Raw genomic sequence first — 12,634 nt, 5'->3', positions numbered from 1 at the left:
GATGCGCAAAATACTCGTTATCGACGATGAAAAGCCGACCCTGTCCATGTTTCGCCTGTTTTTGAACGCCTACGGATTTACGGTGTTCACCGCGGAGAACGGCGAGGATGGGTTGGTCGTTTTCCAAAAAGAGCAACCGTCCATCGTGATTACGGACATCAAAATGCCCGGGATGGACGGCCTGGAGGTCCTCAAGCGCATCAAGGAGATCAATCCCCTGGCTGAAGTGATCATCATCACCGGGCACGGGGACCTGGATCTGGCCATCCGTGCGCTGAACATGAACGCCACGGACTTCATCAACAAGCCGATTCAGAAAGCCGCCCTGGACCAAGCCTTGCGACGCGCCGAGGAACGGCTGACCATGGCCGAAAACGAGGAAAGGGAGATTTCCTGGGTCCAGGAGGACGATATGGCCTGCATCGACATCCGCGGCAACGTCAACGCCGCCTCCGAGCCGGTGCTATTGGAGGCTTACGGTCACATCTCGGCCTGGAACGTCCCCAAAATTCTTTTTCGCTTCAACGAGAACGCCTCGATCAACGGCGCCGGCATCGCCGTTCTGATCCAGCTCCTGACGGAGAGCAAGCAGCGCGGCCAATCCGTGATCCTCACCGGTCTGGCCGAGAATTTTCGCAAGGTGTTCGAAATGGTCGGGGTGACCAAACTGGCCCGGATCGTTCAGGATGAAGCCGAGGCGCGCTCCGTGTTGAGCGGCATGCCGGCTTAAACCACTTTCACGTAATCCTCGGAGAACAAATATGCGCGGATTTGCAGGCAGATACTTGGTTCTGGTATGGTTGTCGCTGGCGTTGCTCGTCGGCCAGGCTTTCGCCGCAGGACCTCTGGGCGTCGGTGAACGACATCCGGAGATTTTGGCCTTTACGTTCCCCGCTCCGGAGGTCCCGGACCATCGAATTTACCTGAGCCTCGAGGAGGAACAGGACAGCTTGGCTTTGGCGGACATGGAGCGGGACCTCTTTTTGATTGAGATCGTCGGCGTTTACTGTCCTATCTGCCATAACCAGGCTCCGGACATCCTGCGCCTGTACCAACGAGTTCAGCGCGACGCGGAAATGGCGGGCAAGGTAGCCATGGTCGCCGTGGCCGTCGGAGCCACGCCGATGGAAATCGCGCACCTTCACCGGACATGGCGCTTTCCCTTTCCCATTCTTCAGGATGGGGACTATGCCTTGCACAAACTGATCGGTGAACCGGACACCCCGTACACCTTTATCCTGGATCGTGACGGCTCCGTCCTCTACACTCACCTGGGCCGCACGGATATCGACAGTCTCTTCAATCGGCTCAAACAGTTACCCTGAATCTTGTTTTCCTGATTCCAGACCACCGATTTCCCCAGCGTCTCGCGCCGGGGATTCGGTCGAGGATACGACATGGATCAGCGCCGGGCTCCGAACCCCTCAGCGGGACCGCCTTTACAGCCCCCTGTAGAGGCTTCCAGAGAGTCATCCGGAGAGCGTCGTGCCTTTCATCTGGACGCCTTGTTCGAGACGGTCAGCGAACTGAGTCGGTTGACCGACCCGAAGGAGGTCATGGAGACTTTCGTCCTGATGAGCATGGGGGCTCTGGGAACGGCTCAGGGCTTGCTCGTTGCCCAGGATCGCCGTTCAGGCCGGCAGCATCTCGTCTTGCGCGGACTGCCCGAGTCCGACAAGGAACGGCTGCCCGATGCAGTTCAGTCCGTATCCGCCAAAATCCACAACGAAGGCGAGATGCTTTCCCGGCAGGTTCTGGTCGTGGTGATCAACGAGTCCCCCGAAAAGCCCGGTCTGCCCGAGCCGTTGCGCGTCGTGGTGGAGTGGTACCTGGACGAGCATCGTTTCGGAGTCTTGGGCTATGGCCCCAAGGTCAACGGCTCGGCCTACGACCACCAGGATGAAGATTTCGTGCTGCAACTGGTCACGGCCTTTATGGACGCCCTGGCCTCCGCAAGCGTGAATGAGACCATCCGCGGCCTGAACGAAGAACTGCAAGCGAGAAACACCGAGCTTCAGGGGGCGTTGCTGGCTTCCCAGGACATCCAGACCCGCCTGGATCGCCGTTACTTTCACTTCAAGTCCATCTGCGACACCACTCGGGAACTCAGCGGAAACCTCCACGCCAAGACCCTGCTCTCCTCATTTCTCCTGTCGGTCATGGGCACGTTCAGCGCCCAACAGGGGTTCATCGTGCTGTGGGATCGACGTGACAACCGGATCGAAATCGTGACTCGAGGGTTCGGCGACGATACTTCTCCGGTCTTTGATGCCCAGCGCTTGGATGCCGTCTTCCGTTCCCTGCTGCATCCTCCGTTTGTCCCGGCCCAGGGAGAAAAGCACTATCAGGTGCTGACCCAAGACGAACTCCAGGCCTTGGAATTGGCCGAGACGTCGCAAGTCGGCGCCGCGTTCCTGTTGGATGACAATTGGTATGGGCTCGCGGGAATCGGAAACAGTCTTGCCCGGTCCGAGGACGATCAAGGGGAGCGGGAATTGTTGCCCGCCCTGCTCCAGGGCTTTCTGGTCAGCCTGGGCAATGCCCTGGCCTTTGAAACCATCCAAAAACTGAACAGCGACCTGTTGCGCAAAAACGCCGAACTGCGCCAAACATTGGACGAACTGCAACAAAGCCGCCAGACCATCAGCCTGCTGGAGGCGACCGCCAATCGCTTCAGCTCCTTGCTGCGCTCCGAAACCCTGCGCATTAAACGGGTAAGCCTGTTCGACTGTCTGGCTTTGGCCTTGGTCAGTCTGGTCCTGGCCTTGGTCTTCAACGCCTCCAGTCCCGGCGGCATTTCGCTGTTGCCCGAAACCTGGGGTCAGCCTCGGCCCGATTATATCGACGTGGCCTGGGCCAAGCTCAAGCATGAGTCACAAGGCGCGCTGTTTTTAGACGCTCGGCCCACGGAGTTTTACAATCAGTCGCGTATCGTCGGCGCGGAGAATCTGCCTTTGAACCTGTTCGACTTCGTCTATTCCATGCGCTTCGCCATGCTGGATCCGGAAAAGGACGTTGTCGTCTACGGCCGCAACATCAGTAGAAGATATGACGAACAGGTGGCTGCCAAGCTCAAGGAGCGCGGCATGGTCAATGTGCGGGTCATGGAAGGTGGCCTGCGGCAATGGCAACGCAACGGGCTTCCGGTGGAGCCATGACGAAAAATCCGCTGGTCAGACTACTGACCCATGAGTACGTGGCCCTGGCACTGCGATTGTATATCGGCGGGCTGTTCATCTACGCGAGCATGTACAAGATCAGCTATACCGCTGAGTTCGCGGAAACCATCGCCAGCTACCAGTTGGTCCCCTACTGGGCGGTGAACGTGCTGTCCGTGTTCATGCCCTGGTTCGAGCTGGTTTGCGGCGTCTTGCTGATCATCGGTTTCCGGGCCAAATCCGCTGTGGTGCTGATCGGCGGAATGCTGGTCATGTTTACCATTGCCGTGGTGGTCAACCTGCTGCGCGACTCGCCCATCCCCTGTGGTTGCTTCAGCAGTGTCGAGGACCCGATATCCTGGTGGACGGTGGTCCGCGACCTGATCTGGGTGGCCATGACCGTCCACATCTACTACTTCGACAAGATTTTGCACCTGGAGAACCATTTCACCTCCAGGATTGAAAAAATTGCCTGATCCAGGCACTTCAGCGACATTTTGGGGATCATCCAAAATCTCGATAATTTCAGAGTGGCAGATTGCAGTATGTTCAGGAGGAAACTCCAGAGTGGGCCAGGACTCATCGAAATCGCTATCGAAATCGAAATCGAAATGCTACCAGAAATCGATTTCGATCACGATTTCGATTTCGATTCAAAGCGCCCGTAGAGCGGGAACAATTCTGCCCCTCCCCCTGCCCTCTGACTTCTGACTTCTGACTTCTGACTTCTGACCTCTGACTTCTGTCTTCCGGCGAGGTGTTCCATGCTCAGATTACTTTGTCTCGGTGTAGCAGGCTTGGCTTTTTTCCTGATCACTGCCTGCTCCGACCCGTCGCACCTGGTGGGCAAGTATCAAAGCCCTTCCGAAGCGGAGCATTTTGTGTTGCTGGACTTGCAGCCCAATGGTCAGGGGACCTGGGAGACGGATTTCGACGTGGTATCGTTTCGCTGGAAGCAGCGCGGGGGTGAGATTTGGCTGCATACCCGAACCGGAGGCGTGATCACCGGGGACATCGTGGAGGCGACCCGGCTAAAAGTTGACATTCCCGGCGTCGGGGTGATCGTGCTGGAGAGGCAATAAAAAGCGTAACTACTCAGCACCGAGTAGTGCCGTTGCCGGTGTCGGTATCGGGATCGAAAACGCTGGGATGCGTTCCCATTTTTTTCTGTTCCGACTTCGATACCGATACCGATACCGATTGCCGGAGCAAGAGCGGACGCATAATGTGCTGAGCAGATACTAAAAAAGCGACCGGGGCCCACGGGGCCCCGGTCAAGACGAAGGAGGGTGAGAGAAAAGAGACTATCCGAAAATCCGTCTGGCCGGCGAGACTGCCTTGGCCAGAGCGGCTTTACGGCTGAGTACAGGGATGTCCGCGGATGCCACGGCATACCTGAAGTACTCCCGAGGATTGTCCTCGGTAAGGAAAATCACCCGGACGTCGTTGGGATCGGTCAGCGCGGCGTTGGGTTTGTACTTCTTGACTTCTTCCAGCCGCTTTTTAGCGATTTCCAGGATTTCATCCGAATCCCCGAACTGCATGGTTCCGGTGGGACAGCTCAGCACACAGGCCGGGAGCAAACCGTTCTGGACCCGGTCGATGCACATGTCGCACTTGGTTTGAATCTTGGTTTCCTCATCCCAGCGGGGGATGTCGTACGGACAGGATTCCCTGATCTGCTGCCCGTCCAGGTTCTTAGTCCGTTCGGTGAACAGAACCGCCCCGGTCTCCTGATCATGCAGAATGGCTTGGTCGTCGTCATAGTCGCCGACCATCTTGCAGGGCGGGTAGACGCAATGTCGGCACTGGTCCGGAAAGAAATACCACTGCTTGAACTTCTCGCCTTCCATGGCCTCGGTCATCCGCACCAGTTTATAGGTAATGAAGGACAGATCCTTGGGGTTCTGGAACGAGCCCCAGTTCCTGGTTTCTTCCGCCGGGAGTTTCTTCCACTGCTTGCAGGCCACCTGGCAGCCTCGGCAGGCCGTGCACTTGGTCAGATCGACAAAGAAGCTTTTACCTTGCATATCGCACTCCTCCTTAGGCCTTGCGGATGTTGACCATGAATGTCTTGGTCTCGGGAATGAAGGTGTTCGGGTCGCCTACGGACGGCGTCAGCAGGTTGGCCGAATCGCCTCCATCACGAGGATGCACCCATCCGTAGTGCCATGTGGTGCCGACCATGTGAATGGTCTGGCCCATGGATTTTATCGGCTGTAGGCGAGGCGTGACGATGGCCACGGCTTCGATCTTGCCGCGCATGTTTTCCACGATGACCTTGTCACCGCTTTCAATGCCGCGCAGCTTGCCCAGCTCGGGATCAATTTCCACGAAGTTCTGCGGCATGCATTCCAACAGCCAGGGCGTCCAGCGGGTCATGACCCCGGACTGCCAGTGTTCGGTGACCCGATAGGTCGTGCCCACGAAGGGATACCGCGGATCGCAAACCGCGCGTTTGATCGCTTCACCGGCGAACTCCAGGGCCGTGGGATTGTGCAGACGGCTGGAGAAGGGATGCTCCTCAAAAGGACATTCCATGGCTTCGAAGTGCTCGGGGAAAGGACCGTCGGCCATCCCCGGACCGAACAACCGGCCGTAGCCTTCCGCGGTCATGATGAAGGGATGCCGCTCGCTTGGTGCCCATCCTCCATCCGGCACATCGCCGACCCACTTGCTGCCGTCCCAGGCGATGACAGCCTTATGCGGCGCATAGGGCTTGCCTTGCGGATCGCAAGAGGCCCGGTTGTACACGATGCGGCGGTTCAGGGGCCAAGCCCAAGACCATGCCGGGAAGATGCCGATGTTGGCCTGCATTTCAGTCTGGGTCTTGTCGCGGCGGGCCATCATGTTGCCGGCTTCGGTGTAGCAACCGCTGTAGACCCAGTTGCCGCAGGCCGTGGAACCGTCGGCCTGGAGAGCGGTGAAGTTGGGCACCTGGGTTCCGGCCTTGTGGGTGGTGTCCCCAATCTTCACGTCCTTGACGAAGTAGCCGTTGAGCAGCTTGGCCACTCGATGCGGATCGAAATCGTGCGGGAACTTCTTGTCCGGATTGGTAACGCCAGCGGTGTTGAAGTTCATGATCGGATCCGGGAAAGCACCGCCTTCTTTTTCATACAGAGCGCGGACCCTGCGCACCAACTCCAGGGCCATGTCGCCATCCGGGATGCAATCGCCCATGGGCTTGGGACCGGCATAGCGCCACTGCACCCAGCGTCCGGAGTTGGAAATGGAGCCTTCCTTTTCGCACCAGACAGCCGGAGGCAAAACAAAGACCTCGGTCTTGACCTTGGCCGGGTCCATGTTCGGGCCTCTCCAGAAGGAGGCGGTTTCATTGTCGAACAGGTTGACCACTACCAGCCAGTCCAACTGGGCCAGAGCGTTTCTGGTCTTGTTGGAGTCCGCACCGCAGGCCGCCGGGTTCTGGCCCCAGGCAAAATAGCCTTTGAACTTGCCCTGAAGCATGTGGTCGAAGAGCACCAACCAGGAAGCGTTCTGGCCGGCGTCCAGCTTGGGCATGTAGTTATAGCTTTCGTTCGGGTCCTTGTCCGGATACATGGCCTTGAGCAGGCTGGCCACGTACTTGGGTCTGTTCTGCCACCAGTTGGCGCTCTTGGGGTCGTTGGACACCGGAGTCGTGGCCTTCTGGTAGTCTTCGAAAGTGGCCATGGCAGCCCGGGGTGTGGGGTTATAGCCGGGAATAATGTGGAACAGCAGAGCCTGGTCAGTGGAACCCTGAACGTTGGACTCGCCGCGCAGGGCGTTCACCCCGCCACCGGCCATGCCCATGTTGCCCAACAGGAGCTGGATCATGGCCATGGTTCGGATGATCTGTGCGCCGGTGGTGTGCTGGGTCCAGCCCATGGCGTACATGATGGTCCCGGACTTGTCCGGAGCGCCGGTGGCCGCAAAGGTTTTGTACAGGGCCAGAAGCTGGTCCTGGGGTGTACCCGAGGTTTTTTCGATCCGGTCCAGATCGTAGCGCTCGTAGTGCTTTTTCATCAACTGGAAGACGCAGTTGGGATCCTTCAGGCTGGGATCCTTTTTGGGGATTCCCTGCTCGTCCATCTGGAAGGTCCAGGTGGCCTTGTCGTAGGAAGCCGTCTCGGGATTGAAGCCGGTGAACAGGCCGTCCTCGAAACCGAAATCGGGATTCACCAGGAAGGCGGCGTTGGTATAGTTGACGACGTAGTCCTTGAAGTACAGTTCGTTGTCGATGATGTACTTGATCATCCCGCCCAGGATCGGGATGTCCGTTCCCGAACGCATGGTCACATAGAGGTCGGACTTGGAGGAGGTCCTGTTGAAACGAGGATCCACGTTGACCAGGGTCGCGCCTTTTTCCTTGGCCTTCATGACCCATTTGAAAGAAACGGGATGGTTTTCCGCCGGGTTGGCGCCCATCATCAAAATGCAATCACTGTTCATCAGGTCGATGTAGTGATTGGTCATCACACCGCGTCCGAACGACTCTCCCAGAGCCGCTACAGTGGCGCTGTGTCAGATCCGGGCTTGGTGTTCTATGTACACCAAGCCGAAGCAACGCATTAAGGAGGAGATGTACCAGCATTCCTCGTTGTCTAGAGCCGCTGAACCGGTATGGGCGATGCCGTCGGTGCGGTTGACCACTTGGCCTTGGGCGTTCTTGGCGACGAACGTGGCGTCACGGGCGTCCTTGACCTTGCGGGCGATCTGGTCCAGAGCCCAGTCCCAGGTCTTTTCCTCGAATTTGTCGGAGTTGGGAGCGCGGTAGAGAACCTTGGTCATCCTGTCGTTGTTTTCGACGAGCTGCCACAGGGAAGCACCCTTGGCGCACAAGGAGCCTTCGTTGATCGGATGGTCCGGGTCGCCTTCGATGTTTACGGCCCGGTCTTTGTAGGGACCGCTCTGGGCCGTATGCACGATCAGCCCACAGCCCACGGAACAGTAGCAACAGATTGAGGTTGTTTCCTTGGCCTCCTTCAACTGGAGCAATTGCGCCTTAGCCACGGTGGGCTTGAGGTCGAACCCCAAGCCACCGAAGGCCAGCGCCGAGCCGGCCACGGCTGAAAATTTAAGAAAATTCCTGCGGTTAATCTGCATACGGCCTCCTTAGCCTAAAGACGGTTGATGAAAAAACTCACTGACCGCGGATCTCTCGTGCCTGCATGACCAACAGATCGTATCCAGAGGCCCGGGGGATGCCCGTCTCGCGCTCGCTTCCCGGACGGCACCCAAGCCGGGTGCTCCGGAACGCCAAGAGCATGGCCTTCCGGACACGGCCCAGAATTTGGGTCGCGAACGGCCTGATCCGGAATCCCAGCCCGACGAAGGGAAGGTTTTCCGCAAAGGAAACAAGTTGGGACATGGCGATCTCCATGAGGCTTTTTCTAGATTCGATCTGTTAGGTACCTCTTGAAAGAAATCGCAAAAGCGGTCAATAAAAAAGCTGATTACCCAAATTTTGGCACAAACCGGCAGAGCAGCCCAGCGGTTTCAGTGAAGATGTCCGCGTTGCGATGATTGTAGCGAAACTCCAGTTCCTTGACGTACAGGGGGAATTTTTCCGGAGAGAGGCCGCGGTAACGGCGGATCTTGTCCAGGAGGTAGGTGAGGAAGTCGGGGGAAGATCCGGGAGAGGGTGTTTGCGAAGGGAGGGTGAATTCCAGAAAACGGGGCGGAGGGGCTGTGGTGCAGAAGAGCAGGGCATGGTAGCGTTGGTACGGCGCGCTGAAGTAGGTCTTGCCCCAGTGCCCCAGTTCCAGACCGAAACTCTGGTGAAAGTGGAAGACCGTTTCAGGCCGCAGGCCGAGGACGAGGTCCACGAAGGCCACTCCGGAATGCTCAATGACCCCGAAAACCGGCGTGGAAAGCTTTGTGGATGGAACAACTCTCAGAACCCGACCGGAGGTGTTCAGCTCAATGCTCCGCTCCGGGCCGAAAAAATCCTTGGCGTCGATGGCGCTGGCCGCGATGGCGCAGCGGATGGTGGTCACGGCCTTGTACACCGTGTTATAGGCCAGATCCACCTCCTTGCTCATGGCCAGTACGGTCAGGTCCATTTCAAACAGCTTGATGATCCGTAGCCAATTCCGGCAGCTCAGGTCGCAGTTGTTGACCCAGCGTCCGCTGAAGTCATGGTAGGTGTAGGAACACTGAGCGCATCGGCGTCGGCGGTCGGTCAGAGGGTAGTTCTTACGTTGCCTGCAGCGCGGGCAGAACCGCTGGTGGTTTTTCCAGCAAAATTTCAGCAGATAGCGACGAGCCGTGGATTCGCTTTTTATGTAGTGTTCATAGTCGATTAACCGCATGATGAGGCGACACCCGATAGTTCTGAGTCAAAGCAATATGTTTTGAAGGCGATTTGGCTTCTATCGTTTTTTTCTCCTTTGGGCCATCCCCTTTTACCCGAAAAGCAGCCTCAGGTAGAGGGTTCGGCAAGCGGGTTCGAAAAGAACATCCAGAAGGGCGTCGTCGTGTGCTCTGGGGTAATACTTGGGTGATAATCAGGAAAATCAAATCCTTGGAGAATCGGCATCGCTCCCATGAATCAATAAGGAAGCGCTCCCCATCCTTGCCATTTATTTAACACTTTGGCAGAACCATAAAGACATGGCATTGAAGAAGCGGCGATTGTCGCCGATTTTTGCTTGAGGTTGTTGCACTTCACCCAATCCGCGGGAGGATATGACGATGGTGGACATGAAAAAAATTCTCTGCGCCATTGATTTTTCGGAAGTCAGCCCCATGGTTTCGGAGTACGCGCATTCCCTGGCCAAGGCCTTTGGAGCGGAGGTGATTCTGCTGTACTCGGCCCCGTCACTGAACCAGTACGTCAGCTTTCACGTCCCGCCCAACTCCATTGAAACATTCGTCGGGGAAATCGTCTCCGGAGCGGAACAGAGCATGGAATCCTTTATTTCGCAGTATCTGCCGGACGTCAACGTAACCGGGCGCGTGGTCAGCGGATATGCCGCGGAAGAGATCGTGAAATGCGCCGACGAGGAAAGCGTGGACATGATCGTCATGGGCACCCACGGTCGCAAGGGGATCGACCGGATACTCTTCGGCTCGGTGGCGGAGAAGGTCGTCAAAAGCGCCAACTGCCCCGTCCTGACCCTGCGGCCCTTCTGTCCCGTGGACTTCCCCGGGAAATGACCGCCTTGATTCCCAGGCTGATCATCGCCGACATCAGCGCACGGAGTTCCGCCATTGGCTATTACCATTGAACTGCGTAAAAAAAGCCCCCCCCCTGGGGTAGACCTGGGCAGCGGCTGGATGAAGGTCGTCGCCCTGAGCTTGCGACGACGCAAGCCGATCTTGAACCGGATCGGCCGCATTCCCCTGGCCGTCGGCGACATGGACAAGGGCGAAAAGGCGGCTGACCGGCTGGCCGAGCTATGGCGGCATCTGGGCATTCGGGAGAAAGGCGTGATCTCGGCCATGACCGGACATGCCGTGATCGTCAAGAAGGTCAACGTGACTTCCGAGGCCGCGGCGAACATGGAAAGTTTTCTGGCCAAGGAAGCCAAGCAGTACATCCCGTTCGACCTGCAGGACGTGTATATCGACCACCAAAACCTCGGTCCCGGAGTCAAGGAGGGGACGGTGGACGTGCTCTTAGTGGCCAGCAAGAAACGGGAAGTGGAGGACCGGTTGAGCATCCTGACCCGGGCCGGTCTGGAGGTCCGGGTGATGGACGTGGACGCCTTCGCTCTGAACAACTGTTTTGAATTCAACTATCCGGAACTGATCGACCGTCCCCAGTACATTTTGGACATCGGCGGCCAACTAAGCGTGTTTTGCGTGGTCTGGAACAAGCAATTGGTCTTTCACCGCGAATTGAGTTTCGGTGGCCTTCAGCTGACCGACCGGCTGGCGAAATTGATGAACCGGTCCAGGGCGGAGTGCGAAAAATTGAAAATCAACGGCCCGGGCGACTTGCCGTCCACGGAACAGGCCGTGATCGTGGATGAACTGGAGGACGCGGTGGTCTCCTGGGCGGGCGAGGTGCGGCGCCTGATTGGATTTTATCTCGGTTCGGTACCGGAAGCCAAACCCGCTGAAACCCTGTATCTGTGCGGAGGAGGCAGTCTGTTGGCTGGGCTGCCCGGTCGGATGGGGCGAGAGTTGGAACTGGACGTTCGCCACCTCGACCCCTGGCGCAAGCTGGAGCCGGACCCGGCCCGGTTCGACGCGGCCTATCTACGTTCCGTGGGGCCGCAATACGCCGTGGCCGCCGGGCTGGCCCTGCGGGAGGCGGTCCCATGATCCGCATCAACCTCCTCCCCCCGGAAAAACGACCGCGGATTTCCACCCTGCGCCTGGACCTTGGCGCTTTGATACTGGCCTTCGTCCTCGTCGGGGGCGCGATTTTATTGACCCATCTATGGATCAGCTCCGAAGTCCGGGAACTGGAACGCGTTCATGAAGCCAGGGAAGCCGAAAACTTGGCCTTGATGGCCGAGGTGGCCCGGGTCCGGCGAATGGAGAACGAGCTGAAGTCCATTGAGTCAAAAATCCGAATCATCACGGATATCCGAAGTATCCAGACCCTGCCGGTACGCTATGTGGACGCATTGATTTCCCTGCTGCCGGAAGAGCGGATCTGGTTCGAGACCTTTCACCTGGAAAAGAACGGGGTTTTGCAACTGCGGGGCGTGGCCATGGACAACCAATCCTTTGCCGCCTATGTGGAAATACTCCGGACCTCGGCCTTTGTCCGCGGCGTGGTGACGGAGCGAACCTTGCGCCGGGAGGTGCAGGGCCTGTCGCTGGTGGAGTTTCATTTTCGGGTCTCCTTCGGTCCCCCACCGGCCGACTACTTCCTGGAGAGGGCCGAGCATGGATAGTCGCGCCGTGGTCAAGCGGCTGGAGAACCTGAACAAGCTGCATAAGCTGGCGATTCTCGTCGTTTTGATCGTCGTCGTTGTGGGCGGCTACGCATTTTTTTCGCTCATGCCCAATCTTGAGCGCAAGGCCATGCTGCAAGAGGATATCCGGAACCTGGAAACCTCCATCGCAGCCAATCGCCGACTGGCCGCCAGGCTGCCGGAATTGGAGGAGGAAATGGAGGCCCGGGAGTACGAGTTGCTCCTGGCCAAGATGCTGCTGCCCGAGGACGCCCAGGAACGTGAACGACTTTTGGCCGCCATTGAGCGGCTGGGCATGGATGTGGGGGTCGAGTTCATGCTCTTCCAGCCCGGCGACGAGGTTCAGCACGATTTCTATGCCTCCCGCGAGGTCCAGTTGCGGATGCGCGGCGAGTTCCATAACCTGATCACCTTTTTTGACCGCATGGCCCGATTGGACCGACTGGTCAGTCTGGATCGCCTTCGTTTGCAGCCCACCGCCGCGGCCGGGACCGGCCCGGTCATCCTGAACGCCGAAAGCACCATCCAGGTCTACCGGGCCCTGACCGAGCAGGAAATCAAGGCCGCGCAGGAACAGCAAAGCCAGCAGCAACAAACCAGGCGGCGCAGATAGTCCGGCGCTCT

The 12,634-nt window shown here is 58.0% G+C and carries 14 protein-coding genes; 9 read left to right on the top strand and 5 right to left on the bottom strand.

Annotated features, from left to right (window positions below):
* Nucleotide 1: 1 nt before the first annotated feature.
* The 5 genes from AC559A_RS03095 (at nucleotide 2) to AC559A_RS03075 (ending at nucleotide 4,240) form a co-directional block, all read left to right on the top strand.
* Nucleotides 2-730 (top strand): response regulator, encoded by a 729-nt coding sequence (locus tag AC559A_RS03095; protein WP_028572518.1) that lies wholly within the window; start codon nucleotides 2-4, stop codon nucleotides 728-730.
* Nucleotides 731-761: 31 nt separating this feature from the next.
* Entirely contained in the window at nucleotides 762-1,325 is a 564-nt protein-coding gene (locus AC559A_RS03090; RefSeq protein ID WP_498816196.1) for a TlpA family protein disulfide reductase, read from the top strand.
* A gap of 72 nt (nucleotides 1,326-1,397) precedes the next feature.
* Nucleotides 1,398-3,158: a rhodanese-like domain-containing protein gene (locus AC559A_RS03085; RefSeq protein ID WP_084032027.1), complete on the top strand. Its 1,761-nt coding sequence runs from the start codon at nucleotides 1,398-1,400 to the stop codon at nucleotides 3,156-3,158.
* Entirely contained in the window at nucleotides 3,155-3,634 is a 480-nt protein-coding gene (locus tag AC559A_RS03080; protein WP_028572520.1) for a MauE/DoxX family redox-associated membrane protein, read from the top strand. Before AC559A_RS03085 ends, AC559A_RS03080 begins: the two co-directional genes overlap by 4 nt.
* 288 nt (nucleotides 3,635-3,922) lie before the next feature.
* On the top strand, nucleotides 3,923-4,240 hold the full coding sequence (locus tag AC559A_RS03075; RefSeq protein WP_498816194.1) for a hypothetical protein: 318 nt from the start codon (nucleotides 3,923-3,925) through the stop codon (nucleotides 4,238-4,240).
* Nucleotides 4,241-4,462: 222 nt separating this feature from the next.
* On the opposite strand, the gene AC559A_RS03070 is transcribed toward AC559A_RS03075, so the two are convergent.
* The 5 genes from AC559A_RS03070 to AC559A_RS03050 form a co-directional block, all read right to left on the bottom strand.
* Complete coding sequence (locus AC559A_RS03070; RefSeq protein ID WP_498816193.1) at nucleotides 4,463-5,188, bottom strand: 4Fe-4S dicluster domain-containing protein; 726 nt, start codon at nucleotides 5,186-5,188, stop codon at nucleotides 4,463-4,465.
* Between the two features lie 13 nt (nucleotides 5,189-5,201).
* Nucleotides 5,202-8,240 (bottom strand): formate dehydrogenase-N subunit alpha, encoded by a 3,039-nt coding sequence (gene fdnG / locus AC559A_RS03065; protein ID WP_084032028.1) that lies wholly within the window; start codon nucleotides 8,238-8,240, stop codon nucleotides 5,202-5,204.
* 37 nt (nucleotides 8,241-8,277) lie between these two features.
* Entirely contained in the window at nucleotides 8,278-8,505 is a 228-nt protein-coding gene (locus tag AC559A_RS03060; protein WP_028572525.1) for a hypothetical protein, read from the bottom strand.
* Nucleotides 8,506-8,590: 85 nt separating this feature from the next.
* The gene (locus AC559A_RS03055) at nucleotides 8,591-9,448 is read right to left on the bottom strand and encodes a transposase (RefSeq protein WP_035261743.1); all 858 of its coding nucleotides are present in this window, start codon (nucleotides 9,446-9,448) and stop codon (nucleotides 8,591-8,593) included.
* Nucleotides 9,449-9,718: 270 nt separating this feature from the next.
* A complete protein-coding gene (locus AC559A_RS03050) occupies nucleotides 9,719-9,841 on the bottom strand; it encodes a hypothetical protein (protein WP_281172408.1) in 123 nt (40 codons plus the stop codon).
* Here AC559A_RS03050 and AC559A_RS03045 point away from each other — a divergent pair.
* From AC559A_RS03045 to AC559A_RS03030, 4 genes are read left to right on the top strand one after another with little or no spacing between them, the layout of a single operon-like run.
* On the top strand, nucleotides 9,831-10,295 hold the full coding sequence (locus AC559A_RS03045) for a universal stress protein (RefSeq protein ID WP_028572526.1): 465 nt from the start codon (nucleotides 9,831-9,833) through the stop codon (nucleotides 10,293-10,295). The genes AC559A_RS03050 and AC559A_RS03045 overlap by 11 nt on opposite strands.
* Nucleotides 10,296-10,349: 54 nt before the next feature.
* Nucleotides 10,350-11,408, top strand: coding sequence for a type IV pilus assembly protein PilM (gene pilM / locus AC559A_RS03040; RefSeq protein WP_498816191.1), 1,059 nt, complete (start codon nucleotides 10,350-10,352; stop codon nucleotides 11,406-11,408).
* Complete coding sequence (locus tag AC559A_RS03035) at nucleotides 11,405-11,989, top strand: PilN domain-containing protein (RefSeq protein WP_028572528.1); 585 nt, start codon at nucleotides 11,405-11,407, stop codon at nucleotides 11,987-11,989. The genes pilM and AC559A_RS03035 overlap by 4 nt, the downstream gene beginning before the upstream one ends.
* Nucleotides 11,982-12,623, top strand: coding sequence for a type IV pilus inner membrane component PilO (locus AC559A_RS03030; protein WP_028572529.1), 642 nt, complete (start codon nucleotides 11,982-11,984; stop codon nucleotides 12,621-12,623). The genes AC559A_RS03035 and AC559A_RS03030 overlap by 8 nt, the downstream gene beginning before the upstream one ends.
* The last annotated feature ends 11 nt before the right edge of the window (nucleotides 12,624-12,634 follow it).

The organism is Desulfonatronum zhilinae, assembly GCF_900182865.1.
Lineage (GTDB): Bacteria > Desulfobacterota > Desulfovibrionia > Desulfovibrionales > Desulfonatronaceae > Desulfonatronum > Desulfonatronum lacustre.
The sequence above is the reverse complement of the archived record's forward strand: the minus strand, read 5'-3'. Positions and strand labels throughout refer to the sequence as shown.